Annotated in this window: 20 protein-coding genes, 1 tRNA gene, 1 other RNA gene and 1 riboswitch; of the genes, 19 read left to right on the top strand and 3 right to left on the bottom strand. The window is 73.4% G+C overall.

Going from position 1 to position 25,631, the window contains the following annotated elements; genetic code table 11:
* The first annotated feature begins 140 nt into the window (after nucleotides 1-140).
* The 3 genes from AC0B61_RS17220 to prfB all read left to right on the top strand — a co-directional run bounded on the left by AC0B61_RS17220 (nucleotide 141) and on the right by prfB (nucleotide 4,697).
* The gene (locus tag AC0B61_RS17220) at nucleotides 141-2,018 is read left to right on the top strand and encodes a serine/threonine-protein kinase (RefSeq protein ID WP_471741494.1); all 1,878 of its coding nucleotides are present in this window, start codon (nucleotides 141-143) and stop codon (nucleotides 2,016-2,018) included.
* 255 nt (nucleotides 2,019-2,273) lie between these two features.
* Nucleotides 2,274-3,527, top strand: coding sequence for a serine/threonine-protein kinase (locus tag AC0B61_RS17215; RefSeq protein ID WP_471741493.1), 1,254 nt, complete (start codon nucleotides 2,274-2,276; stop codon nucleotides 3,525-3,527).
* 57 nt (nucleotides 3,528-3,584) lie between these two features.
* Nucleotides 3,585-4,697 carry a peptide chain release factor 2 gene (gene prfB / locus AC0B61_RS17210; RefSeq protein ID WP_471741492.1) on the top strand — a complete coding sequence of 371 codons (1,113 nt, stop codon included), beginning with the start codon at nucleotides 3,585-3,587 and terminating at the stop codon, nucleotides 4,695-4,697.
* Nucleotides 4,698-4,784: 87 nt separating this feature from the next.
* Here the strand turns inward: prfB and AC0B61_RS17205 are convergent, their stop codons facing one another.
* Complete coding sequence (locus AC0B61_RS17205) at nucleotides 4,785-4,979, bottom strand: hypothetical protein (protein ID WP_471741491.1); 195 nt, start codon at nucleotides 4,977-4,979, stop codon at nucleotides 4,785-4,787.
* A 348-nt stretch (nucleotides 4,980-5,327) separates the two neighbouring features.
* On the opposite strand from AC0B61_RS17205, the gene ftsE reads away from it, so the two are divergent.
* The 8 genes from ftsE (at nucleotide 5,328) to AC0B61_RS17165 (ending at nucleotide 14,320) form a co-directional block, all read left to right on the top strand.
* A complete protein-coding gene (gene ftsE / locus AC0B61_RS17200) occupies nucleotides 5,328-6,017 on the top strand; it encodes a cell division ATP-binding protein FtsE (protein ID WP_471741490.1) in 690 nt (229 codons plus the stop codon).
* Between the two features lie 79 nt (nucleotides 6,018-6,096).
* A complete protein-coding gene (ftsX, locus tag AC0B61_RS17195; RefSeq protein ID WP_471741489.1) occupies nucleotides 6,097-7,008 on the top strand; it encodes a permease-like cell division protein FtsX in 912 nt (303 codons plus the stop codon).
* A gap of 111 nt (nucleotides 7,009-7,119) precedes the next feature.
* Nucleotides 7,120-8,259 carry a S41 family peptidase gene (locus tag AC0B61_RS17190; protein ID WP_471741488.1) on the top strand — a complete coding sequence of 380 codons (1,140 nt, stop codon included), beginning with the start codon at nucleotides 7,120-7,122 and terminating at the stop codon, nucleotides 8,257-8,259.
* Between the two features lie 43 nt (nucleotides 8,260-8,302).
* Entirely contained in the window at nucleotides 8,303-8,779 is a 477-nt protein-coding gene (smpB, locus tag AC0B61_RS17185) for an SsrA-binding protein SmpB (protein WP_471741487.1), read from the top strand.
* Between the two features lie 86 nt (nucleotides 8,780-8,865).
* Nucleotides 8,866-9,247: a transfer-messenger RNA gene (gene ssrA / locus AC0B61_RS17180) on the top strand.
* Between the two features lie 152 nt (nucleotides 9,248-9,399).
* Nucleotides 9,400-11,703, top strand: a complete 2,304-nt coding sequence (locus tag AC0B61_RS17175; protein ID WP_471741486.1) for a HelD family protein — start codon at nucleotides 9,400-9,402, stop codon at nucleotides 11,701-11,703.
* Between the two features lie 351 nt (nucleotides 11,704-12,054).
* A complete protein-coding gene (locus AC0B61_RS17170; RefSeq protein WP_471741485.1) occupies nucleotides 12,055-13,527 on the top strand; it encodes an NAD-dependent malic enzyme in 1,473 nt (490 codons plus the stop codon).
* Nucleotides 13,528-14,035: 508 nt separating this feature from the next.
* A complete protein-coding gene (locus AC0B61_RS17165) occupies nucleotides 14,036-14,320 on the top strand; it encodes an HU family DNA-binding protein (RefSeq protein WP_030242980.1) in 285 nt (94 codons plus the stop codon).
* Between the two features lie 74 nt (nucleotides 14,321-14,394).
* Here AC0B61_RS17165 and murA read toward each other — a convergent pair whose 3' ends face one another.
* A complete protein-coding gene (murA, locus tag AC0B61_RS17160; protein WP_471741484.1) occupies nucleotides 14,395-15,735 on the bottom strand; it encodes a UDP-N-acetylglucosamine 1-carboxyvinyltransferase in 1,341 nt (446 codons plus the stop codon).
* 298 nt (nucleotides 15,736-16,033) lie between these two features.
* Here murA and AC0B61_RS17155 point away from each other — a divergent pair, with 298 nt between their 5' ends.
* From AC0B61_RS17155 to AC0B61_RS17130, 6 genes are all read left to right on the top strand, one after another.
* Nucleotides 16,034-16,618 carry a YqgE/AlgH family protein gene (locus tag AC0B61_RS17155; protein ID WP_471741483.1) on the top strand — a complete coding sequence of 195 codons (585 nt, stop codon included), beginning with the start codon at nucleotides 16,034-16,036 and terminating at the stop codon, nucleotides 16,616-16,618.
* Between the two features lie 62 nt (nucleotides 16,619-16,680).
* Entirely contained in the window at nucleotides 16,681-16,956 is a 276-nt protein-coding gene (locus AC0B61_RS17150) for a DUF3039 domain-containing protein (protein WP_030242972.1), read from the top strand.
* Nucleotides 16,957-17,052: 96 nt separating this feature from the next.
* Nucleotides 17,053-18,663, top strand: a complete 1,611-nt coding sequence (locus AC0B61_RS17145) for a beta-N-acetylhexosaminidase (RefSeq protein ID WP_471741482.1) — start codon at nucleotides 17,053-17,055, stop codon at nucleotides 18,661-18,663.
* Nucleotides 18,664-18,964: 301 nt separating this feature from the next.
* On the top strand, nucleotides 18,965-19,831 hold the full coding sequence (locus AC0B61_RS17140; protein ID WP_471741526.1) for an FAD binding domain-containing protein: 867 nt from the start codon (nucleotides 18,965-18,967) through the stop codon (nucleotides 19,829-19,831).
* On the top strand, nucleotides 19,828-21,051 hold the full coding sequence (locus AC0B61_RS17135; RefSeq protein WP_471741481.1) for a (2Fe-2S)-binding protein: 1,224 nt from the start codon (nucleotides 19,828-19,830) through the stop codon (nucleotides 21,049-21,051). Before AC0B61_RS17140 ends, AC0B61_RS17135 begins: the two co-directional genes overlap by 4 nt.
* On the top strand, nucleotides 21,048-23,375 hold the full coding sequence (locus tag AC0B61_RS17130; protein WP_471741480.1) for a xanthine dehydrogenase family protein molybdopterin-binding subunit: 2,328 nt from the start codon (nucleotides 21,048-21,050) through the stop codon (nucleotides 23,373-23,375). Before AC0B61_RS17135 ends, AC0B61_RS17130 begins: the two co-directional genes overlap by 4 nt.
* A 131-nt stretch (nucleotides 23,376-23,506) precedes the next feature.
* On the opposite strand, the gene AC0B61_RS17125 is transcribed toward AC0B61_RS17130, so the two are convergent.
* A tRNA-Cys gene (locus AC0B61_RS17125) sits at nucleotides 23,507-23,578 on the bottom strand.
* 85 nt (nucleotides 23,579-23,663) lie between these two features.
* A riboswitch (guanidine-III (ykkC-III) riboswitch) is annotated at nucleotides 23,664-23,729 on the top strand.
* A gap of 44 nt (nucleotides 23,730-23,773) precedes the next feature.
* Between AC0B61_RS17125 and AC0B61_RS17120 the strand changes: the two genes are divergently transcribed.
* Nucleotides 23,774-24,088 (top strand): DMT family transporter, encoded by a 315-nt coding sequence (locus AC0B61_RS17120; protein ID WP_471741479.1) that lies wholly within the window; start codon nucleotides 23,774-23,776, stop codon nucleotides 24,086-24,088.
* Nucleotides 24,089-24,185: 97 nt separating this feature from the next.
* The gene (locus tag AC0B61_RS17115; protein WP_471741478.1) at nucleotides 24,186-25,631 is read left to right on the top strand and encodes an MFS transporter; all 1,446 of its coding nucleotides are present in this window, start codon (nucleotides 24,186-24,188) and stop codon (nucleotides 25,629-25,631) included.

Genomic DNA, 25,631 nt, shown 5'->3' with positions numbered 1-25,631 from the left:
CAACCCTGCTCGGATGGCCTGCCGGTCACCTCAGAAACCCGAACGGACACCGTTAGAGTGGCCGCAGACACGGGCCCGGCAGGCTCACCGCACCGGCGGAGGAGCGCCCCGCGCGGGCGGCACGGCGAGGAGTGCGACAGGTGCGGCCAGTCGGCAGCAAGTATCTGCTGGATGAGACCCTCGGGCGGGGTGCGACCGGCACCGTCTGGCGCGGCGTGGTGCGTGAGGACGTCCGGGTGCCGGGCAGCGAGCCCGGGCAGCGGGTGGCGATCAAGGTGCTGCGCGAGGAGCTGGCGGCCGACCCGGACGTCGTGATGCGCTTCCTGCGCGAGCGCTCGCTGCTGCTGCGGCTGACCCACCCCAACATCGTCCGGGTCCGCGACCTGGTCGTCGAGGGCGAGCTGCTGGCCCTGGTGATGGACCTGGTGGACGGCCCCGACCTGGCCCGCTACCTGCGCGCCAACGGCCCGTTCAGCCCGATCGCGGGCGCCCTGCTGATGGCCCAGGTCGCGGACGCGCTGGCGGCCAGCCACGCGGACGGGATCGTCCACCGCGACCTCAAGCCGGCCAACGTCCTGCTCGCCTCCACGGTCGTGGACGGCACCGAGCAGATGCACCCGCTGCTCACCGACTTCGGCATCGCCCGCCTCGCCGACTCCCCGGGCGTCACCCGCACCCACGAGTTCGTCGGCACCCCCGCGTACGTCGCGCCGGAGTCCGCCGAGGGCCGCCCGCAGACCTCCGCGGTGGACGTGTACGGCGCCGGGATCATGCTGTACGAGCTGGTCACCGGCCGCCAGCCGTTCCAGGGCGACGGCGCGCTCGCCGTCCTCCAGGCCCACCTGGCCCAGGAGCCGCAGCGCCCCAGCACCATGCCCGAGCCGCTGTGGACGGTGATCGAGCGCTGCCTGCGCAAGGACCCGGCCCAGCGGCCGAGCGCCACCACGCTGGCCCGCGCACTGCGGGTGGTCGCGGCCGGGGTCGGCGTGCACGCCTCCCCGGCGGCGGTGGACGAGGCGCTGGCGGTCGCCGCCCTGCTGCACCCGGACCCGCGGCCCACCGCGGTCCCCGGCGCCGTCCCGGCCGTCCCGGGCGCGCCTGCGGGCGTCGAGGACAGCACCCGGGTGCTGCCGCCGAGCGGCCCGGGCGCCGGGCAGTACGACCCGGCCGCCGCGACCCGCGTGATGGGCACCCAGCCGCCGCCCGCGCCGCCGTTCGGCGCCCAGGACCGTACCCAGGACCGCACCCAGGTGCTGCCGCCCGCCGCCGTGCCGCCGCCCCCGCCCCTGGTGCCCCCGGCGCCGCAGGAGGAGGCCCCGCACCCGTGGCAGACCCAGCTGCGCGCGGCGCGGGACCGCAACCAGCAGACCCAGGTCGGCTACTTCGGCCCGGAGGACTACGAGGAGTACGGCGAGCCGCAGGTCGCCCCGCCGCCCTACCAGGCCGGACCGGGGGGCCCGGGCGGACCGGCCGGCCAGGGCGCGGGCGGCCGACCCGGCTACCCGCCGCAGGGCCACCAGCCGCAGCCGTCGGCCGGCTACCGCCAGGCCCCGCCGCCCTACCAGGCGGGGCCCGGCGGTCAGCCGGGGCAGGGCGGCCAGGGCGGCCGGCCGGGCCGGGGCAGCCAGCCCGGCGGCCGTCCGCAGCCGCCGGGCGGCTACCGGCAGGCCCCGGACGGCTACGGCGGCGCGCAGGGCGGCTACCCGCCGCCGCCCGCCCCGGTGCCGCGCCGGGCCGAGCCGCCCGCGCCGCAGTACCGGGAGGCCCCGCCGCGCCGTGAGGAGCCGCGCGAGGCGGCCCGTCGCGAGCCCGCGCCGGCCCGCGAGCCGCGTCGGCGCAGCCGCAACCGGATGTACATCCCGGGGCTCGGCTGCCTCAAGGGCTGTCTGGTGGTGCTGCTGGTGCTCGCGGTGGCCGCGGTGGCGCTGTGGAACTTCACGCCGCTGCCGCACTACTGGGACAACGTCGTGGGCTGGTTCGACTCGGCGCGGGACTGGGTGCACCGCGTCGTCGGCTAGTAGCGCCGCCGCGGCCCGCCCTCCGCGCCCGGCCCGGCCGACGCCGGTCCGGGTCGGGCCGGTCCGATCCCGCTGCCGGGCGGCAGGATTGACGCTTTGTCGACAATTCACGAGATTTCCTGCCCGAGAGTCCCGCTCCGGGCCCCTCAGGCGGCCCCGCGGGGCCGCCGGGCGCGTAGGTTGGTCGCTGTTGTCCCGCCCCACCGAGCGCACCGGAACCCCCCGGAGCGCTCCCGCGCCGCCCACGGAGCAGCATTGGCACGCAAGATCGGCAGCCGGTACACCGTCCACCAGGTGATCGGCCGGGGTTCGGCCGGGACGGTCTGGCTCGGTGAGGGGCCCGACGGCCCGGTGGCGGTCAAGCTGCTGCGCGAGGACCTCGCCGCCGACCAGGTGCTGGTCGGCCGCTTCGTCCAGGAGCGCACCGCGCTGACCAGCCTCGACCACCCCCGGGTGGTCGGCGTGCGCGACATGGTCGTGGACGGCAGCGACCTCGCCCTGGTGATGGAGCTGGTCCAGGGCAGCGACCTGCGCTCCCGGCTGGAGCGGGACGGCGCGCTGCCGCCGCAGACCGCCGCCTCGATCATCGCCGACGTCGCCGACGGCCTGGCCGCCGCGCACGCGGCCGGGATCGTCCACCGCGACGTCAAGCCGGAGAACGTCCTGCTCGACCTCGCCGCCGCCCCCGGCCCCGGCGGCGCCCCGCGCGCCAAGCTCACCGACTTCGGCGTGGCCCGCCTGGTCGACGCCCCGCGCCGCACCCGGGCCACCCGGATCATCGGCACCCCCGACTACCTGGCTCCCGAGATCATCGAGGGCCTGGAGCCGCGCGCCGCCGTCGACATCTACGCCCTCGCCACCGTCCTGTACGAGCTGCTGGCCGGCTTCACCCCCTTCGGCGGCGGCCACACCGGCGCGGTGCTGCGCCGGCACGTCACCGAGCAGGTCCCGCCGATCCCCGGCCTGCCGGACGGGCTGTGGCGGATCATCTCCGAGTGCCTCGCCAAGGCCCCCGCCGCCCGGCTGCGCGCCGCCGAGCTGGCCGCCCGGCTGCGCGAGCAGCTGCCGTCCCTGGCCGGCCTGCCGGTGCTGGTGGTGCCCACCCAGGGCCGCGCCCCGGCCGAGGAGCAGCTGACCCCGGGCGAGGCCGTCTACGCCGAGATCGACGCCGGACCGGGCACCCACAAGCGCCGCCGCGGCCCGGCCGTCCCGCTGGTGCCCGGCGTCGTCCCGGACTCCACCCGGGACACCCACACCAGCCTGCGCCGCCCGTCCGCCGACGAGCTGGCCGCGTACGCCGCCGAGTCCCGCGCCCAGCGCACCAACCCCGGCCACCGCCGGGACCGCCAGGCGCTGCTGCGCCGCCGCCGGCTGCTGGCCGTCCTGCTGGCCACCGTCCTGCTGCTGGCGGGCGCGGCCGCCGCCTGGACGGCCTTCGCGGACACCGCCCCGGACCGCGGCCACCCGGCCCGCCCGGCCGTGCACGGCACCGCCCCGCGGGCCCCGTAGCCCGATCCGGAACGGGGGTGTCGCCAGGACCGCCTCCGGAACCATTACGCTGGGGGCGTGGCAGCCGTCGATCCTTCCGAAGAGCTCAAGAACCTCGATACGACCATGGGGTCGATCGAGGCCGTCCTCAACCTGGACAAGATCCGGGCCGACATCGCGGTCCTGGAGGAGGAGGCAGCCGCCCCCACCCTGTGGGACGACGTCGCGAACGCGCAGAAGGTGACCAGCCGGCTCTCCTTCCTCCAGGGCGAACTGCGCCGGGCCGAGAGCCTGCGCAACCGCATCGACGACCTGGGCGTGCTGTTCGAGCTCGCCGAGGCGGAGGACGACGCGGACACCCGCGTCGAGGCCGAGGCCGAACTCGGCTCCCTCCAGAAGGCCGTCGAGGAACTGGAGGTCCGGACCCTCCTGTCCGGCGAGTACGACTCCCGCGAGGCGCTGATCAACATCCGCGCCGAGGCCGGCGGCGTGGACGCCGCCGACTTCGCCGAGCAGCTGATGCGCATGTACCTGCGCTGGGCCGAGCGGCACGGGTACCCCACCGAGGTGTACGACACCTCGTACGCCGAAGAGGCCGGCATCAAGTCCGCGACCTTCACCGTGAAGGCGCCGTACGCCTACGGCACCCTCTCGGTCGAGCAGGGCACCCACCGCCTGGTCCGCATCTCGCCGTTCGACAACCAGGGCCGCCGGCAGACCTCCTTCGCCGGCGTCGAGGTCCTTCCGGTCGTCGAGCAGTCCGACCACGTCGACATCGACGAGGGCGAGCTGCGCGTGGACGTCTACCGCGCCTCCGGCCCGGGCGGCCAGGGCGTCAACACCACCGACTCCGCGGTGCGCATCACCCACCTCCCGACCGGCATCGTGGTCTCCTGCCAGAACGAGCGCTCGCAGATCCAGAACAAGGCGTCCGCGATGAACGTCCTCCAGGCCAAGCTGCTGGAGCGGCGCCGCCAGGAGGAGAAGGCGGCGATGGACGCGCTCAAGGACAGCGGCAGCTCCTGGGGCAACCAGATGCGCTCCTACGTCCTGCACCCGTACCAGATGGTCAAGGACGTGCGCACGGCGTACGAGGCCGGCAACCCGCAGTCCGTGCTGGACGGCGACATCGACGGCTTCATCGAGGCCGGCATCCGGTGGCGCAAGCAGCGCGAGACCAGCGCCGAGTAGCAGCGCGCACCGCGTCGTAGCGACAAACGGCGAAGGGCCCCGACCGCTGAGGTCGGGGCCCTTCGCCGTCTGTCGACGGGTTCGGGGTCAGGCGAAGGCCTGCCGGGCGATCAGCGCCACCGCGAGCAGCCCGGCCAGCAGGGCCAGCAGCACCGCGGGGGAGAGCGCGGCGAACGGCCCCTGCTGCTCCTGAAGTCGGGCCCGGTTGGCGCGGCACACCGGGCAACGCCCGTCGCTGACGCGGCCGTTGCAGTTGGCGCACACCAGATGGTCGCAGGTCATGCGATCTCCTCCTCGCTGCTACAGCCAACGCTCCGGACGGGGCTTTGGTTCCCGTTCCTGCCCGGTACGGGGGAGCGGCCGGAGCCGGTCGCCCCCTCCACTCTGCCAGGTTCGGGCGGTTCCGGCTCCCGGGCTGTGAGATGCCTCGCAATATTCGGGGCATAACCGGACATTATCCCCCGGTTCCGGGTGCTGCTCCGGGCCGACCCTGCGGGCCGGGCGCCGATTCGCGTATGGTCCCAGACCGGGAGCGGCCCTCCGCACTCCCTTCGCCCGCCCACGGACCGGGCCTCCGGGGCGGACCGACCGAGGATTGGCGCCGCCTAGGATGGCCTCCGTGATGCAGCCGTGATCAGATTCGACAACGTCTCCAAGACCTATCCCAAGCAGAACCGTCCCGCCCTGGACAACGTCTCGCTGGAGATCGAGAAGGGTGAGTTCGTCTTCCTGGTCGGCTCGTCCGGCTCGGGGAAGTCCACCTTCCTGCGCCTGTGCCTGCGCGAGGAGCGCCCCACCACGGGCGACGTCCACGTGCTGGGCAAGGACCTCGGCAAGCTGTCCAACTGGAAGGTGCCGCACATGCGCCGCCAGCTGGGCACCGTCTTCCAGGACTTCCGCCTGCTGCCGAACAAGACGGTCGCGCAGAACGTCGCCTTCGCGCTGGAGGTGATCGGCAAGCCCAAGAGCGCCATCAACAAGGTGGTGCCCGAGGTGCTGGAGCTGGTCGGCCTCGGCGGCAAGGAGGACCGCATGCCGGGCGAGCTGTCCGGTGGTGAGCAGCAGCGCGTGGCGATCGCGCGCGCCTTCGTGAACCGTCCGATGCTGCTGATCGCGGACGAGCCCACCGGCAACCTCGACCCGCAGAACTCGGTCGGCATCATGAAGCTGCTCGACCGCATCAACCGCACCGGCACGACGGTGCTGATGGCGACCCACGACCAGGCCATCGTCGACCAGATGCGCAAGCGCGTCATCGAGCTCGACAAGGGGCTGCTCGTCCGCGACCAGGCCCGCGGCGTCTACGGCTACCAGCACTGACCGACCAGCGCTGACCCCGTAGGGCCGCCCGCCCGGATCGCCCGACCCCAGCAGTACCGACCCTGGAGTTGTTTCCCGCATGCGTGCCCAGTTCGTCCTGTCGGAGATCGGTGTGGGTCTCCGACGCAACCTGACGATGACCATCGCGGTCGTCGTCAGCGTCGCGCTCTCCCTCGCCCTCGCCGGTTCCTCGCTCCTGGTCCGCGACCAGGTGAACTCCATGAAGGGGTACTGGTACGACAAGGTCGAGGTGAGCATCTACTTCTGCACGAAGGCGGATGCCCGGAACTCGCCCCAGTGCGACAAGGGCGCCGCCACCGACCAGCAGGTCCAGGACATCAAGGACCAGCTGGACAAGATGTCCTCGGTGGTCCAGACGTCCACGTACGAGAGCTCCGCCGACGCGTACAAGCACTGGAAGGACATGAACCCGGACAACCCGCTCATCTCCGTCCTGGGCCCGGACGCGATGCCGCAGTCCTGGCGGGTCAAGCTCAACGACCCGACCAAGTACGACGTCATCCAGAGCGCGTTCGCCGGGAAGCCCGGCGTGAAGTCGGTCGAGGACCAGCGGAAGATCCTGGAGAACCTGTTCGGCCTGCTCAACGGCCTGCAGACGGCGGCCTTCGTGATCATGGTGCTGATGCTCTTCGTCGCCCTGCTGCTGATCGTCAACACCGTCCGGGTGTCGGCGTTCAGCAGGCGGCGCGAAACCGGCATCATGCGCCTGGTCGGTGCCTCGAACTTCTACGTCCAGATGCCCTTCATCGCCGAGGCCGCGTTCGCCGCGCTGCTCGGCGCGGTGATGGCCTCCGGACTGCTGGTCGGCGGGCACTTCTTCGTCCAGAACTGGCTGGCCGACCGGGTGCAGTTCATCCACTTCATCGGCCTCGGCTCGGTGCTCGCGGTGATACCGCTGCTGGTCGTGGTCGGTATGGGCATGGCCGGCATCGCGGCGTTCTTCACGCTGCGCAAGTACCTCAAGGTCTGATCCCCGGACGCCTCGACGGCCCCGGACGGCACTGCGCCGTCCGGGGCCGTCCCCGTTCCACGCTCCCCGTTCCGCACCGCCGCGCGCGCGGCGGTGTCTACACTCCGGTCCATGCTGCAAACTCCGCGCAGGGCACGTCAGGTGGCCGCCCTCAGCCTGGTGTTCGGCGCCGTACTGCTGACCGGCGCGGCCGCCGGCGCCTGGGGCGACCCGGCCGACGTGCCGCCGCGCCCCTCCGCCGACGCCGCCCGGGCCGCGGGCGGCGGGCTCCCGTCGGACCCGGCGGGCAGCGCGCTGTCGGAGCAGCAGGCCGAGCACCTGCTCGGGGCCAACGGCGACCGCTGGGGCGCGTACTACAGCGCGCAGGAGTACGCCGAGTTCAGCCAGGGCCTGGACGGCCGGTACCTCGGCGTGGGCCTGTCCGTCGGCCGCGGTGAGGACGGTGCCACCGAGGTCTCCCAGGTCGCGCCCGACGGCCCGGCCGCGGCCGCCGGGATCGCCCCCGGCGACCGGCTGGTGCGGATCGGCCCGGACCAGGCCGACCACCTGCCGGTCACCGAGGTGGTGGCGCGGCTGCGCGGCCAGGGCGACGAGCGCCGGGCCGGCTCCGAGGTCACCCTGGAGGTGCGGCGCGGCGGGGGCGAGGCGCGCGAACTGCGGCTGCGGCGCAGGCTGCTGGACAGCCAGCAGGTCGCCGCCGAGCGCCTCGACAAGGGCGTGCTGCGGATCACCGTCCGGGCCTTCACCAGCGGCGTGGCCGATCAGGTCCGCGCCGCGCTGCGCGCCGCGCACACCGGCGTGGTGCTCGATCTGCGCGGCAACTCCGGAGGGTTGGTCGACGAGGCGGCCGGCACCGCCGGGATCTTCCTGGACGGCGGCCCGGTCGGCTCGTACCAGGAACGCGGCGACACCAGGGAGTTGACCGCCCCGCGCGGCGGCGACCAGCGCACCCCGCTGGTGGTGCTGGTGGACGGCGGCACGATGAGCGCCGCCGAACTGCTCGCCGGCGCCCTGCAGGACCGCAGCCGCGCCGTCGTGGTGGGCGCGCGGACCTTCGGCAAGGGCACCGTCCAGCAGCCCAGCCGGCTCGCCGACGGCGCCGTGCTGGAGATGACCGTCGGCCGCTACTTCACCCCGGCCGGCCGCTCCCTGGACGGCGCCGGCCTCACCCCCGACGTCCCGGCGGCCACCGGCGAGGACGCCGGCGCGCTCGCCCTGCGGGTCCTCGCGGGGCTCGGAACCCGCGCTTAAAGGGGCTGCCCCCGGGCGGCCGAAGTGCGAGAATGTCCGCGCTATGGCAAAGGAAACCGGACACAAGCTGATCGCGCAGAACAAGAAGGCGCGACACGAGTACACCATCCTCGACACCTACGAGTGCGGCCTCGTACTCACCGGCACCGAGGTCAAGTCGCTGCGTGAGGGGCGGGCCAACCTGGTCGACGGCTACGCCTACATCCAGAACCGCGAGGCGTGGATCGACAACGTCTTCATCCCCGAGTACACCCAGGGGACGTGGACCAACCACGCGGCCCGCCGCAAGCGCAAGCTGCTGCTGCACCGGATGGAGATCCAGAAGATCGAGACCAAGGTCCGCGACGCGGGCCACACCCTGGTCCCGCTGTCGCTGTACTTCAGGGACGGCCGGGTCAAGCTGGAACTCGCGCTCGCGGTCGGCAAGAAGCTGTACGACAAGCGTCAGACGCTCCGCGAGAAGCAGGACACCCGCGAGACGGCCCGCGCGGTGGCCGCCGCCCGGCGGCGCCAGGGTTAATCCGCTGGACCCTCGCCCGTCGCCTCGCGTACTATGGCACAAGCACCACGGACGGTCGACGTCCGAGCTGTTTCTCAAAAAAACATGGGGATGATCGGTTTCGACAGGGGATGTTGAAACAGGGGAAGCGAGCCGAGGAACGCGGCAATGATCTCGTAAACCACGTGTCGCAAAAAAATAATCGCCAACTCTAAGCGCGATTCCCAGCAGTTCGCTCTCGCTGCCTAATAAGCACCGATAGCGCTTGGGTGTCAGACCGGGGAGTTCCCGACCCGGACCCTGGCATAATCTAGGGAACTCAACCGTCCGCCCGGGCTGCGAGGGCGGATGGGAAATCAAACAGCAGCTGGGCCTGTTGGCGGCTTGTCCGCGTGACCGCCAGGGCCGAGAAAATCACAGCGGACTGCGCTCGGAGAAGCCCTGAATTAACTCCACTGGACCCGGGTTCGATTCCCGGCATCTCCACCACCCCATGTTGCATCGAAGGCCGCCCACCGCTCCGCGCGGAGGGCGGCCTTCGATTTTTGTACGTTCCGGTGCAGCGCCGCGCCGGGGTCGCGGCGTAGGATCATCCGTCCGCTCGTTTTCCGGAGCCGGATTCCGCCGCTACCACCGAGGCCATGCAGAGCAACACGGATACCACCCCCGCCACCGACCACGAGACCGTCCGCGAGCGCGAGATCACCGGTGAGCAGCAGCACCTCGACACCGTCTACCACCGGCTGGAGGAGAAGCTCGCCGAGGCCGAGTACATCCTGGAGGACGCCGCCAAACGGGTCCAGGTCGGCACTCCCGGCGCGCTCGCCGAGCGGGACGCCCAGGTGTACCGGGCCGGCGCCCACCTCCAGCGCCTCAACAACGAGTTCGAGGACTTCCTCTTCGGCCGGATCGACCTCCAGCGGGCGGACGCCCCGGAGGAGCACGGCATCCCCTCGAACACCCCCCTCGACCCGGCCGACCCGGTCGTGGCCGAGACCCTCCACATCGGCCGCCTGGGCGTGCTGGACGCCGAGTACGGCCCGCTGGTGATCGACTGGCGGGCACCCGCCGCCGCGCCGTTCTACCGCGCCACCCCGGTCGAGCCCGGCCGGGTCATCCGCCGCCGGGTGATCCGCTCCAAGGGCCGCCGGGTGGTCGGCGTCGAGGACGACCTGCTGCGCCCCGACCTCACCCCGACCCTGGACGGCGAGGAACTGGCCGTGGTCGGCGACGGCGCGCTGATGGCCTCGCTGGGCCGCGCCCGCAGCCACTCGATGCGCGACATCGTCTCCTCGATCCAGAAGGAGCAGGACGAGGTGATCCGCGCCCCCGCCGCGGGCGCCACCCTGGTCACCGGCGGCCCGGGCACCGGCAAGACCGCCGTCGCCCTGCACCGCGCCGCGTACCTGCTCTACCAGGACCGCCGCCGCTACGCCGGGGGCATCCTGGTGGTCTCGCCGACCCCGCTGCTGGTCTCCTACACGGAGGGTGTGCTGCCGGCCCTCGGCGAGGAGGGCCAGGTCGCCATCCGGGCCGTCGGCTCGCTGGTGGACGGCATCGAGGCGGGCACCTACGACACCCCCGAGGCGGCCCGGGTCAAGGGCTCGGCCCGGATGGTGCCGCTGCTGCGCCGGGCCGCCCGCGCGGCCCTGGAGCTGAACGCCCCGCAGGTGCTGAAGGTGGTCGCCCGCGGCGAGGTGCTGAAGCTGGACGCGGGCCGCCTGCGGGCCGTGCGCGGCAACGTGGTGGGCTCCGGCGGCACCCCGCTGAACCTGCTGCGCCCGCGCGCCCGCCGGCTGCTGCTGGACGCCCTGTGGCACGAGCTCGTCAAGGACCTGCCGAAGCCCACCGACCACTACACCCGCGAGCAGCGCCAGGAGGAGAAGGAGTCCTTCGACGACTACGTCTCCGACGAGGCGTCGTTCCTGGACTTCCTGGACGCCTGGTGGCCGGCCCTGACCCCGCGTCGGGTGCTCGGCACGCTCAAGCAGCACCGCCACACCAACCGGATCGCCCGCCGCGCCGTCACCCCGGACGAGGCGAGGCTGCTGGCCGCCTCCTGGCGCCACCTGTCCCCCGCGGGCGAGGGCGCGCTGTCCGCGCACGACGTCGCGCTGGTGGACGAGCTGCAGGTGCTGCTCGGCGAGCCGGCCCGTCCGAAGGTCCGCGAGGTGGACGCGACGGACCTGCTGACCGGGCTGGAGGAGGTCACCACCTTCGCCGACCGCAGCTCCCGCCGGCGCGACCGCCAGCCGGTGGAGCGCAAGGAGTACGCGCACATCATCGTGGACGAGGCGCAGGACCTCACCCCGATGCAGTGGCGGCTGATCGGCCGCCGGGCCCGGATGGCCACCTGGACGATCGTCGGAGACCCGGCGCAGTCCTCCTGGCCGTTCCCGCAGGAGGCCCAGTCCGCGCTGGACGAGGTGCTGGCCGGCAAGCCGCGCCGCCGCTTCACGCTGACCGTGAACTACCGCAACCCGGCCGAGATCGCCGAGGTCGCGGCCAGAGTGCTGGCGCTGGCGGCGCCGGGCACGCCGTCGCCGAGCGCGGTGCGCCACGTCGGTGTTGAGCCGCGCTTCGCGGCGACCGCCGACCCCGCGCCGGAGGCCTTCGGCAAGGCCGCCCGGGCCGAGCTGGAGCGGCTGCTGGCCGAGGTGGACGGCACCGTGGCGATCGTGGTGCCGATGGACCGCCGGGCCGAGGCGGCCGGGTGGGCCGAGGGCCTGGGCGAACGCGTGGTCGCGCTGGGCAGCCTGGAGGCCAAGGGCCTGGAGTACGACGCGACCGTGGTGGCCGACCCGACCGGCATCGCCGGCGAGTCGGAGGCCGGCCTGCGGGTGCTGTACGTCGCGCTGACCCGGGCGACCCAGCGGCTGACCGTGCTGTCCGGCCCGGACGACCTGCCGGACGCGGCCGGCGTGCCCGCGCTGCTGCGCGACTGACGGACCGTACGGAAGAGGGCCCCTCACCGCTTGGTGAGGGGCCCTCAGACGTTGACGACACCGACCCGCCATGCTCGCCTCGCGGCAAGTGGTCCCTCGAAGGGACGAAGGTTGGGCCCGGGGGCTTGGATCGAGCCGGTGTCCCGTCCAATGTAACGCATCGGCCCGGAGAGGCAAGGAGTGGGCGGCGGGAGCTCGGTGGTGGCGGGCCCGGATTGTCGGATCCGCACACTCAATGAACGTTATTTCTGGCTATCCCTTGGAAGGTGCGACGATCGAGGTCTAGCATGCGCAGGCGATGCCTTCAACAAAATGTTGAGCCTGCGGGACAGACGGAAGAAGGAAGCGTCGATGGCGACGGTGCCCAGTGTCTCCAACTCGATCACGGTACGGCTGGAGGTCCCGGCGCGGGGCAACGCCGTCAGTGCGATCACCACGGCCGTGGAGTCCTCCGGCGGTTCGGTGACCGGTCTCGACGTCACCGCCTCCGGCCTGGAGGCGCTGCGAATCGACGTCACGGTGGCGGCCTTCTCGGTCGCGCACGGCGAGGAGATCGTCGAGAAGCTGCGCGCGATCGACGGCGTGTCGATCGGCAAGGTCTCGGACCGCACCTTCCTGATGCACCTCGGCGGCAAGATCGAGATGTCGTCCAAGCTGCCGATCCGCAACCGCGACGACCTCAGCATGATCTACACCCCGGGCGTCGCCCGGGTCTGCATGGCGATCGCGGAGAACCCCGAGGACGCCCGCCGCCTCACCATCAAGCGCAACAGCGTGGCCGTGGTCACCGACGGCTCCGCGGTGCTGGGCCTGGGCAACATCGGCCCGGCGGCCGCGCTGCCGGTCATGGAGGGCAAGGCGGCCCTCTTCAAGCGCTTCGCCGGGATCGACGCGTGGCCGCTCTGCCTGGACACCCAGGACACCGACGAGATCGTCGCCATCGTCAAGGCGATCGCCCCCGGCTTCGCGGGGATCAACCTGGAGGACATCTCCGCGCCGCGCTGCTTCGAGATCGAGGCCCGGCTGCGCGAGGCCCTGGACATCCCGGTCTTCCACGACGACCAGCACGGCACCGCGATCGTGGTGCTGGCCGCCCTCACCAACGCGCTGAAGGTGGTCGGCAAGGAGATCGGCGACATCCGCCTGGTGATGTCGGGCGCCGGCGCCGCCGGCACCGCGATCCTCAAGCTGCTGATGGCGGCCGGCGTCGAGCACGCCACCGTGGCGGACGTGCGCGGAGTGGTCCACGAGGGCCGCGAGGACCTCAACGACAGCCTCCGCTGGATCGCCGAGCACACCAACCGCTCGGGCCGCACCGGCAGCCTCAAGGAGGCCGTGGCGGGCGCGGACGTCTTCATCGGCGTCTCGGCCCCGAACGTCCTGGACGGCGACGACCTGGCCACCATGGCCGAGAACGCGGTCGTCTTCGCGCTGGCCAACCCGGACCCGGAGGTCGACCCGGCCATCGCCCGGCAGACCGCCGCCGTCGTCGCCACCGGCCGCAGCGACTTCCCGAACCAGATCAACAACGTGCTGGTCTTCCCGGGCGTCTTCCGCGGCCTGCTGGACGCCCAGAGCCGTACGGTCAACACGGAGATGATGATCGCCGCCGCCCGGGCGCTGGCCACCACCGTCGCCGACGACGAGCTGAACGCGAACTACATCATCCCGAGCGTCTTCCACAAGGACGTCGCCAAGACCGTCGCCGCCGCCGTGCGCGACGCGGCCCTGGCCGGCGTCCAGGAGGACCGCGCGCCGGACCGTCCGACCCCGGGCATCGTCGGCACCCTGGACACCTCCGCCTTCCCCGTCGTCAAGCTCTGACGGCCGGATCGGCGGCCGTGTCGCCGGTCGCTCAAATGTACGAATAGTGGTCATACCCGCCCGGCCCGCCCCGAACCCTTGCGACACAAGGGCGAGGGGCGTGTTTGGGCTTGTCAGTCCTAGGGCGTACGGTAGCCCTGCACGGGGCAGGCGTGTCCGACAAGTACGGAACGTCCCCCTGGTCTTCCGGCGAGTCCTCCCGACCGCCGTCCGCGCCCGGTCCGCCGGAGCCGACGGAGCGTCACACCTCCAACGGGCGGGCTGTGTTCGGGTGGCCCGGCCGGGGCCCGATTGGCTTTCTCGGGGCCGGTCGGGGCAGGATTCGTATCCAGGCAGGCGGGTGGGCCTTCGAAGGCTCCGGCGCGCGGCATCGGGTACGGATCCGGCCTGCGACCACGCATTGCCTGCATGAGCACAGTGTGCGGACCTGCGGCCTATCCGGGTGCCCCCCGGTGGGAGCACCGATGGGCCCCCGCACACCGCAAGCGAACAGACCACAGGAGTACACATGAACCGCAGTGAGCTGGTGGCCGCGCTGTCCGAGCGCGCCGAGGTGACCCGCAAGGACGCCGACGCCGTTCTGGCCGCCTTCGCCGAGATCGTCGGCGAGGTCGTCGCCAAGGGCGACGAGAAGGTCACCATCCCCGGTTTCCTGACCTTCGAGCGCACCCACCGTGCCGCCCGCACCGCCCGGAACCCGCAGACCGGCGAGCCGATCCAGATCGCCGCGGGCTACAGCGCCAAGGTGAGCGCCGGCTCCAAGCTGAAGGAAGCCGCCAAGGGCGCTGCCTGAGCCACCCCTTGAACGCCGAGAGGCCGGGCCCCCGTGTGGGGGCCCGGCCTCTAGGCGTACGGCCGGGGTGACGGTCAGGCGTCGACCAGCTGCTCGCTGGGCAGCTCGACGTGGGCGCCCAGGTCCCGCAGCTTCTCCATGAAGTTCTCGTAGCCGCGGTTGATCAGGTCGATGCCGTGCACGGTCGAGGTGCCCTCGGCCGCCAGCGCCGCGATCAGGTACGAGAAGCCGCCGCGCAGGTCCGGGATGACCAGCTCGGAGCCGATCAGCTTGGACGGGCCGGAGACGACCGCGGAGTGCAGGAAGTTGCGGGCGCCGAAGCGGCACGGGGTCGCGCCCAGGCACTCGCGGTACAGCTGGATGTGCGCGCCCATCTGGTTCAGGGCGCCGGTGAAGCCGAGCCGCGACTCGTACACCGTCTCGTGCACGATGGACAGGCCGGTGGCCTGGGTCAGCGCGACCACCAGCGGCTGCTGCCAGTCGGTCTGGAAGCCCGGGTGCACGTCGGTCTCCAGGGCGATCGCCTTGAGCTCGCCGCCGGGGTGCCAGAACCGGATGCCCTCGTCGTCCACCTCGAAGGCCCCGCCGACCTTCCGGAAGGTGTTCAGGAAGGTCATCATCTCCAGCTGGCGGGCGCCGCGGACGTAGATGTCGCCCTTGGTGGCCAGCGCCGCGCAGGCCCAGGAGGCGGACTCCAGGCGGTCCGGCAGCGCGCGGTGGTTGTAGCCGCCGAGCTCGTCCACACCGGTGATCAGGATGGTCCGGTCGGTGCCCAGGGCGATGATCGCGCCCATCTTCTGCAGGACGCAGATCAGGTCGACGATCTCCGGCTCGATGGCCGCGTTGCGCAGCTCGGTGACGCCCTCGCACAGGACCGCGGTGAGCAGCACCTGCTCGGTCGCGCCGACCGAGGGGTAGGGCAGCTCGATCCGGGTGCCCCGCAGGCGCTGCGGGGCCACGAGGTAGGTGCCCTGCGGGTGCTTCTCGATGGTGGCGCCGAACTGGCGCAGCACCTCGAAGTGGAAGTCGACCGGGCGGCCGCCGATGTCGCAGCCGCCCAGGCCGGGGATGAAGGCGTGGCCGAGGCGGTGCAGCAGCGGGCCGCAGAACAGGATCGGGATCCGCGAGGAGCCGGCGTGGGCGTCGATGTCGGCCACGTTGGCGCTCTCGACGTGCGAGGGGTCGAGGATCAGCTCGCCGTCCTCGTCACCGGTGCGCACGGTCACGCCGTGCAGCTGGAGCAGTCCGCGGACCACCTTGACGTCACGGATGTCCGGGACGTTGCGCAGTCTGCTGGGGCCCTGGCCGAGGAGGGCGGCGACCATGGCCTTGGGGACCAGGTTCTTCGCACCGCGGACGCGGATCTCGCCTTCGAGCGGGTTTCCGCCGTGGACCAGCAGGACGTCGTCGGTCATCGTTCTCGCAATCCGGGGTGCCAGAGGAATCGGGGAGGGCTCCGGGAGAGAGCCGGTGGTGGACCGGTGATACGGGCGCGTTCGGGCCCCCGGTGAATCCGAGTCGGCACCGTATGGGCGTCCACCAGACGTAGATGGTAGTGGGCGTGCCGTTGGTTCCCGTGAGCCTCTCCCGTGATGGTGCTCTCTCCGGGCGCGCTCGCGCCCGCCGGTGCCGCCGTACGGGTGTTCGTCCGGCGTGTCGGGTTTCGGGCGTTGCGGTGTCCGACCGGGGCCGTTCTGCGGGATCATGTGAGGCATGACGGCGGCCCATTCGCACGGAGACCGGTCCCACACCGGCCGTCTGCTCGTCGCGACGCCCATGCTCACCGACCCGAACTTCGCCCGGGCGGTGGTGCTCCTCCTCGACCACGACGCCGAGGGGGCGCTCGGCGTGGTCCTCAACCGGCCGACGCCGGTCGAGGTGGGCAGCGTGCTCGACGGCTGGGGGAGACTCGTCGGGCAGCCGGCCGTGGTGTTCCAGGGCGGCCCGGTGGCGCTGGACTCGGCACTCGGCCTCGCGGTGGCGCCGGGCGAGCCGGGCACCGGCGGGCCGCTCGGCTGGCGGCGGGTGCACGGCGCGATCGGCCTGGTGGACCTGGGCGCGCCGCCCGAGGTACTGGCCGGCGAGCTGGGCAGCCTGCGGATCTTCGCCGGGTACGCCGGCTGGTCGCCGGGCCAGCTGGAGGCGGAGCTGGAGAGCGGCGCCTGGTACCTGGTGGAGTGCGAGCCCGGGGACGTCTCCAACCCCGAGCCGGAGCGGCTGTGGCGCGCGGTGCTGCGCCGCCAGCGCGGTCCGCTGGCCCTGCTGACGACCTACCCGGACGACCCGACGATGAACTGAGCCGCGGGCCCCGACGCGCGACACTGGCCCGGTTTCCCGGGGCGCCCATAGACTTGGCACCCATGAGCACTCTTGAGCCCGAGCGCGGCCTCGGCACCGGCACCCTGGTCGAGCCCGTCCCCCAGGTGTCCCACGGGGACGGCGACCACGAGCGCTTCGCGCACTACGTCCAGAAGGACAAGATCATGGAGAGCGCGCTCTCCGGGTCTCCCGTGGTGGCGCTCTGCGGCAAGGTGTGGGTGCCCGGGCGCGACCCGAAGAAGTACCCGGTCTGCCCGATGTGCAAGGAGATCTACGACGGCATCGGCAAGCCGCAGGACGGCGACGGCGACAAGTAGTCCGCCGCCCGTTCCCGGCCGCAGCGCCGTTTTGCATAGCACCGCGATCGCACGGTGGTCTATGCCAATCATCGCGGGCGTGGGCAGGATGTCGGAATGGACCTCATTCCCGCACCTTCGAGTGCCGTCCGCCGCCCGGACGAGGACTTCCCGCTCGACGCCGCGACCACGCTGACCGCCCCGCCCGCGCTGGCCGACGCCGAGCGCTGGCTGCGCGGCACGCTGTCCGCCGCCACCGGGCTGCCGCTCGGCCCCGGCCGGCCGGGCGCGGGAATCGAACTGGTCCAGGACGACGCGCTCGCCGCCGAGGCGTACCGGATCACGGTGCGCCCCGGCCACGCCCTGCTCGCCGCCGGCGGCCCGGCCGGCGCGCGGTGGGGGGCGCAGACCCTGCGGCAGCTGCTCGGGCCGGACGCCTACCGCCGCTCGCCGCTGCGCCGCGACGGCTGGGTGCTGCCGGGCGCCGACATCGAGGACGCCCCCCGCTTCGGCTGGCGCGGCGCCCTGCTCGACGTCGCCCGGCACTTCCTGCCCAAGGCGGACGTGCTGCGCTTCGTCGACCTGCTGGCCGCGCACAAGCTCAACGTGCTGCACCTGCACCTGACCGACGACCAGGGCTGGCGGGTGGAGATCAAGCGCTACCCGAGGCTGACCGGGCGCGGCGCCTGGCGGGACCGCTCGATGGTCGGCTACCGGACCGGGCAGCGCCGCGACGACCGCCCGCACGGCGGCTACTACACCCAGGACGACCTGCGCGAGATCGTCGCGTACGCGGCCGAGCGCGGGGTCACCGTCGTCCCGGAGATCGACCTGCCCGGGCACACCCAGGCCGCCGTCGCCGCCTACCCCGAGCTGGGCAACACCGACGTGGTGGACACCGCCGCGCTCGGCGTCTGGACGGACTGGGGGGTGAGCCACCACGTGCTCAACGCCTCCGAGGAGACCCTGCGCTTCTTCGAAGGAGTGCTGGAGGAGGTCCTGGAGCTCTTCCCCTCCGAGTTCATCCACCTCGGCGGCGACGAGTGCCCCAAGGAGCAGTGGAAGGACAGCGCCGCCGCCCAGGCCCGGATCCGGGAGCTGGGCCTGGCCAACGAGGACGAGCTGCAGAGCCACGTCATCCGGCACTTCGACCGCTGGCTGGCCGAGCGGGGCCGCCGGCTGATCGGCTGGGACGAGATCCTGGAGGGCGGGCTCGCCCCGGGCGCCGCCGTCTCCTCCTGGCGCGGCTTCGGCGGCGGGATCGCCGCCGCGAAGGCCGGGCACGACGTGGTGATGTGCCCCGAGCAGCACGTCTACTTCGACCACCGGCAGGCGGACGGACCGGACGAGCCGATCCCGGTCGGCTTCGTCCGCACGCTGGAGGACGTCTACCGCTTCGAGCCGGTGCCCGCGCAACTGGACGGGGCCGCCGCGCGGCACGTGATCGGCACCCAGGCCAACCTGTGGAGCGAGTTCGCGGACAGCGCCCGGGACATCGACTACCGGGCCTTCCCCCGACTGGTCGCCTTCGCCGAGGTCGCCTGGTCCGAGCTGCCCTCCGAGCCGGCCGCGCGTGACTTCGCCGGGTTCGAGCAGCGGCTGACGGCGCACCTGGCGGTGCTGGACGCGCTCGGCGTCGAGTACCGCCCGGCCGGCGGACCGCACCCGTGGCAGCGCCGGCCCGGCGTGCTCGGCCGGCCGATCGAGGGGCCGCCGCCGGTGGGCTAGTCCTACCCGTCGGGAACTTCCGGGTGGTCATCCGACGTCAAGAACAGATGAACATCTGCCCAGGCCCGGACCGGGTCCGGGCAGATACCGCCCGGTATCCGTCCCAATCGGGCAGTCCCGTTCACCAGCCCCGAAATGATCATCGAGCATTGTGTGCCAGAGTTGCCCAACCCGGCCCGATCGCCCGTACCCTACGGGCCAGGCCGGGCTGCTGACGCAGGACAACACGGCCGAAAGCCGCGGGCGGCAGGCGACGGATGAGCAAGTGGAGCACGGTGGGACCCAGGTGAACCGGACGATCATGCTGCCGGCCTCGCTCGACGAGGCCGTCGACGCGCTGGCCACCGCCCCGGCCGCGGTACCGGTGGCCGGAGCCACCGACCTGATGGAAGCCGTCAACGCCGGCCGGCTGCGCCCCGCCGCCCTGGTCGGCCTCGGCCGGATCACCGAACTGCGCGGCTGGCGCTACGAGGACGGCGGCACCGCCGTCCTCGGCGCCGGACTCACCCACGCCCGGATGGACCGCCCCGACTTCGCCGCGCTCATCCCCGCCCTCGCCGACGCCGCCCGCACCGCCGGCCCGCCGCAGGTCCGCAACGTCGGCACCCTCGGCGGCAACATCGTCACCGCCGCCCCGGCCGGCGACACCCTGCCGGTGCTCGCCGCGCTGGAGGCCAGCGTCACCCTCGCCCGGGCCGGCGGCAGCCGCGAGGTGCCGGTCAGTCACCTGCTCACCGGCCTCGACCCGGTGCGCCCCGGCGAACTGCTCACCTGGGTGCGCGTCCCGCTGCTGCACGCGCCACAGGTCTTCCTCAAGGCCACCGGCCGCAGCGGCCCGGCCCGCGCCACCGCCTCCGTCGCCCTCGTCCTCGACCCGGCCCGGCGCTCGGTGCGCTGCGCCGTCGGGGCCGTCGCCCCGGTGCCGCTGCGCCCGCTGGAGGCCGAGGCCTGGGTGGCCGGCTGCATCGACTGGGACGGCAGCCGGGAGATCGACCCGGCCGCGACCGCCGCCTTCGGCGAGTACGTGGCCACCGCCTGCGTCCCCGACAACTACGGCGCCGAAGGCGCCTGGGAGGCCGTGACCGAGGGGCCGACCGCGGCCGCCGTTCGGCTGCGGCGTACCGTAGCGGTGCTGGCCCGACGGGCACTGGGAAGGGCGCTGAAGTGACCACAGACCCCAACGAGACCCTCGACGCCGACCCGCTCGGCCTCTCCCCGCAGGTCAGTCGCGAGCTGCGCCCGTGCGCCTCCTACACGCTGCGGGTCAACGGTTTCGAACGGCCCGTCACCGACGCCTGGATCGGCGAGAGCCTGCTCTACGTGCTGCGCGAACGGCTCGGCCTGGCCGGCGCCAAGGACGGCTGCGAGCAGGGCGAGTGCGGGGCCTGCTCGGTGCAGGTGGACGGCCAGCTCGTGGCCGGCTGCCTGGTGCCCGCCGCGCTGGCCGCCGACAGCGAGATCAACACCGTCGAGGGCCTGTCGGCCGGCGGCGGCGCGAGCGACGTCCAGCAGGCGCTGGCCGCCTCCGGCGCCGTCCAGTGCGGCTACTGCACCCCCGGCATGGCGATGGCCGTGCACGACCTGCTGCAGCGCAACCACCGGCCCACCGAGGTCGAGGCCCGGCAGGCGCTCTGCGGCAACCTCTGCCGCTGCACCGGCTACAAGGGCGTGCTCGCGGCCGTCCAGACCGTCGCGGACGCCCGCGCGGTGGAGGCCGAGGAGGCGGAGGAGACCGCGGCGGAGGCCGCGCAGTCCGCCGAGCCGGCCGCCGGGGCGCCGGGCGGCACGCCCGCCGAGCCGGGGGCCCAGGCGCCCGCCGGGGCGCCCTTCGAAGCCGCACCCGCCGTCGAGCCGCCGGTCTACGCCGACGCCGACGCCTGGATCGAGCACGTCCCGCAGCAGCGGCCCGCTGCGCCGCACCCCGCTGCGCCGCACCCTGCCGGCTCGCACCCCGCCGGGCAGCAGCCCGTCGAGCAGGCGCAGGCCCCGGCCGGGACGCCGTACGGCGACCCGTCGGGCGGCTACGACACCGGCGTGTACGACACCGCCGTCCTGGCGCCGGTGCAGGGCGGCATCCCCGCCCAGATCCCCGCCCAGGCCACCGACGACCAGGTGTACTACCCGCCGCAGGGCTACCCCGAACAGCCGTACCAGGACACCCCCGCCCACGGCACGTACCTGCCCTACCCGGACGGCCACCAGCAGCACAACGGCTACGACACCGGCTACGACGCCCCGGTCTACGAGCCCACCCCCGCGCACGGCACCCCGTACGCCGCCCCGCACCCGCACGGCGCCCCGGCCGAGGGCGGTGCCCCGGCCGGCGTCCCGTACGGTGCCACCCCCGCCCACGGCATCCGGCTCCCCGAGGACGACCACGCATCATGACGTCGCCTACCGACATCGGCGCAGCACCCCAGCAGGACGGTGACGAGGGCGGCGCACCGGAGCCGTTCGGCCTGGGCAGCTCCCCGCTGCGCAGCGACGCGCTCCCCAAGGCGCTCGGCATCTACCCGTACGCGGCCGACCTGTGGGCCGAGGGCCTGCTGTGGGGCGCGGTGCTGCGCTCGCCGCACCCGCACGCCCGGATCCGCGGCATCGACACCTCGGCCGCGCTCGCGCTGCCCGGTGTGCACGCCGTGGTCACCGCCGCCGACCTGCCGCCCGGCCCGGACGGCGCCCCCGACGGCGCCCCGGCCGGCCCGATCGTCGCGGACCGCCCGGTGCTGGCCGCCGGCGTGGTGCGCCACCACGGCGAGCCGATCGCCGCGGTGGCCGCCGACCACCCGGACACCGCCCGGCTGGCGGTCGGTCTGATCGCGGTCGACTACGAGCCGTTGGAGGCCGTGATCGACCCCGAGCAGGCCTTCACCGCGCCGGCGCTGCATCCGGACGGCAACCTGTTCCGCCACCTGCCGCTGCGCACCGGCGACCCGGAAGCGGTCGGCGAGATCGTCGTCGAGGGCCTCTACCAGGTCGGCCGGCAGGACCCGGCCCCGCTCGGCGCCGAGGCCGGACTGGCCGTACCGCGCCCGGACGGCGGCGTCGAACTGCACCTGTCCTCCACCGACCCGCACGGCGACCGCGACCGCACCGCCGCCTGCCTCGGCCTGGAGCCCGACCGGGTCCGGCTGGTGGTCACCGGCGTGCCCGGCGCCACCACCGACCGCGAGGACCTGTCCTTCCAGGTGACCCTGGCACTGCTGGCGCTGCGCACCGGCCGCCCGGTGAAGATGACCCTCACCCGCGAGGAGTCCTTCCACACCCACACCTCGCGCCACCCCGCGCTCCTGCGCTACCGCCACCACGCCGACGCCGAGGGCACCCTGGTGAAGGTCGAGGCGCAGATCCTGCTGGACGGCGGCGCCTACGCGGACGTCTCCGCCGAGGCACTGGCCGCCGCGACGGCGTTCTCCGTCGGCCCGTACATCTGCCCCAACGTCTTCGTGGACGCCTGGGCGGTGCGCACCAACAACCCGCCGGCCGGGCGGATGCGCGGCGAGGGCGCGCTGCAGGCCTGCTTCGCCTACGAGTCGCAGCTGGACCAGCTGGCCGCCCGGGTGGGGGTGGACCCGGTGGAGATCCGCCGGCGCAACGCGATGTCCACCGGCGACCCGCTGCCCACCGGACAGGCCGTCACCTGCCCGGCGCCGGTGCGCGCCCTGCTGGACGCCGTCGCCGACGAGCCGCTGCCGGCCCTGCCGGTGGACGACCCGGACGCCGAGTGGGTGCTGCCCGGCGGGCCCGGCGGCGCGGGCGACCCGGCCGCGGTGCGGCGCGGCATCGGCTACGCCGTCGGCATGGTGCACATGCTGGGCGCCGAGGGCGAGGACGAGGTCTCCACCGCGACCGTGCGGGTCAGCGGCGACCACGCCACGGTGATCTGCGCGGCCGTCGACGCCGGGCAGGGCTTCGCCACGCTGGCCCGGCAGATCGTGCAGACCGTACTGGGCGTCAGCGAGGTCTACATCGCGCCCGCCGACAGCGACCAGTCGATCGCCGGTCCCTCCGCGCGGGGCCGGCACACCTGGGTCTCCGGCGGCGCCGTCGAGCGGGCCGCGCTGATGGTCCGCCACCAGCTGCTGCAGCCGATCGCGGCCAACTTCGGGATGTCGGCGGAGCTGCTGCAGATCGCCGACGGCAAGATCACCTCGTACGACGGGGTGCTGGGCATGCCGGTCGCCGAGGCGCTGGAGGGCAAGGAGCTCTGGGCCACCGCGCAGTGCCGCCCGCACCCCACCGAGCCGCTGGACGAGTCCGGGCAGGGCGACGCCTTCGTCTCCATCTCGTTCTGCGCGATGCGCGCGGTGGTGGACGTGGACATCGAACTGGGCACCGTACGGGTGGTCGAGGTGACGGTCGCCCAGGACGTCGGCCGGGCGCTGAACCCGCGCCAGATCGAGGACCGGATCGAGGCGGGTGTGGCGCAGGGCGTGGGCCTGGCACTGCTGGAGGACCTGCGCACGGAGGGCGGCGTGCTGCAGAACCCCTCGCTGACCGGCTACCGGCTGCCGACCGCGCTGGACACCCCGCAGGTGCGGATCGCCACGCTGCTGGAGGAGCGCGACGTGGTCGCCCCCTTCGGGGCCAAGGCGGTCGGCGCGGTGCCCGCGGTGGTGGCCCCGGCGGCGGTCGCCGCAGCCGTCCGCGCCGCCACCGGCCTGCCGGTCGGCCGGCTGCCGATCCGGGCGGAGGACGCCGTCACGGCCTGAGGGGTCTCCCGCCGCGGGCCACCGTTTTCCCGCCGCGGACCGCGGCGAGAAAGCAGCCAGGAAACGGCGGGAAATGACGCAAAGGAATTGCCGGTCGACTTCACGAGTCGACCGGCAATTCCTTTTCCACGAGGCCATGGCGGGAATCGAACCCGCGTGCACCGCTTTGCAGACGGTCCCCTAAGCCACTCGGGCACACGGCCAGTGAATTCATGGTGGCGTATCCGGGGGAGGGGGGTCAATGCCGGTTTGTAAATTCTGTATGGCAGTGTGTGCTACGGTCGGAGGCAGGTGGCTTCATTCGCGCCACCCCGGACGAGCGCGTCGTACCCGGTGACGACAAGACGGCGCAGTTCAGCGGCAATTCGGCCGCTGTGGACTGCGGAGGCATCACCGTCATGGCCTGGCTCGTTCTGCTCGTCTCGGGTTTCCTGGAAACCGTGTGGGCGGTCGCCCTGGAGTCGTCCAAGGGCTTCACCCGTCCCGTCCCCAGCATCGTCTTCGGCGTCGCACTGCTGTTCAGCATGGGCGGCTTGGCGTACGCGATGCGCACCATTCCGATCGGTACCGGCTACGCGGTCTGGGTCGGCATCGGCGCGGTCGGCACCGCGCTCTACGGGATGGCCGTCCTGGGCGACGCGGTGACCATGGCCCGGATCGCCTGCCTGCTGCTGATCGTCTCCGGCGTGGTGGGCCTGAAGGTGCTGCACTGACCGGGGCGCGGCCCGCGGCGTGGGGCCCGTCCTAGGCCTCGGGACCGAGTCGGGCACCGACCCTGGTCAGGGGTCACCGAGGCCGACGGCTCTTACGATGTCTCGTATGACCACTGCCTCCCCCACCTCGGTCGACCCCGCACCGATACCCCTCGACGACGACTCCGGCGGCGGGGTGCTCAGCGGCCGCTACCGCGCGCTGACGCTGGGGATCGTCTCGGTGGTCCTGGTGATCGCCTTCGAGGCGACCGCCGTGAACACCGCGATGCCGACGGCGGCCCGCCAGCTGAACGGCCTCGGGCTGTACGCCTTCGCCTTCTCCGGCTACTTCACCACCACGCTGTTCGCCCTGGTCGTCTCCGGCCAGTGGTGCGACCGTCGCGGGCCGCTGCGGCCGCTGTTCACCGGCATCGCGGTGTTCGGCGTCGGCCTGCTGGTGGCCGGGACGGCGCCCGGGATGTGGGTGTTCGTGGCCGGGCGGGCCGTCCAGGGCCTGGGCGGCGGGCTGGTGATCGTCGCGCTGTACGTGGTGGTCGGCCGGGCCTATCCGGAGCGGTTGCGGCCGTCGGTGTTCGCGGCCTTCTCCTCGGCCTGGGTGCTGCCCTCGATCGTCGGCCCGCTGGTCGCCGGGGCGGTCACCCAGCACCTCGGCTGGCGCTGGGTGTTCCTGGCCGTCCCGGCGCTCATCCTGCTGCCGCTGGCCGTGATGGGCCCGGCGCTGGCGCGTTCCGAGCGCGAGCACCCGGCGCCCAGGGGCGCGGACTTCGACCGCCGCCGCACCGCCCTGGCGGCGATGGCCGCGCTCGGCGCCGGACTGCTGCAGTACGCGGGCCAGCGCCTCGACCCCGTCGGGCTGCTCCCCGGGGCGGCCGGGGCGGCGCTGCTGCTGCCCGCCGTCCTCGGGCTCCTGCCCGCGGGGACGCTGCGGGCGGTGCGCGGGCTGCCGACCGTGATCCTGCTGCGCGGGGTGGCGGCGGGGGCGTTCTTCTCCGCCGAGGTGTTCATCCCGCTGATGATGACCAGCCAGCGCGGGCTCTCGCCGACGCTGGCCGGCCTCACCCTGACCAGTGGCGGGCTGTCCTGGGCGCTGGGCTCGTGGCTGCAGGGGCGGCCGGGCGCCGAGCGCTACCGGGAGGCGATGATCCGGGGCGGCTTCGTGCTGACCGCGGTGGCGACCGCGGGGGCCGCACTGGTGCTCGTCCCGGCGGTGCCGACCTGGGTGGCCGCGGTGGCCTGGGGCGTCGGCGGCATCGGGATGGGCCTGGCCATCGCGAGCGTCAGCGTGCTGATGATGAAGCTCTCCGCGCCGCAGGACGCCGGTGCCAACTCGGCCGCGCTGCAGATGAGCGACGCGCTGGGGAACGTGCTGCTCACCGGCCTGGCCGGGGTGCTGTTCGCGGCGCTGGGCGGCGGCTCGGCGGCCGGCGCCCACACGGGCGAAGGCGCCGGTTCACCCGGCGCCTTCGCGGTGGTCCTCCTGACCAGTACCGGGGTGGCCCTGCTGGGGGCGCTGGTCTCCGGACGGGTCCGCGGCAAGGCCTGA

Source organism: Kitasatospora sp. NPDC023385 (assembly GCF_055664045.1).
The sequence above is the reverse complement of the archived record's forward strand: the minus strand, read 5'-3'. Positions and strand labels throughout refer to the sequence as shown.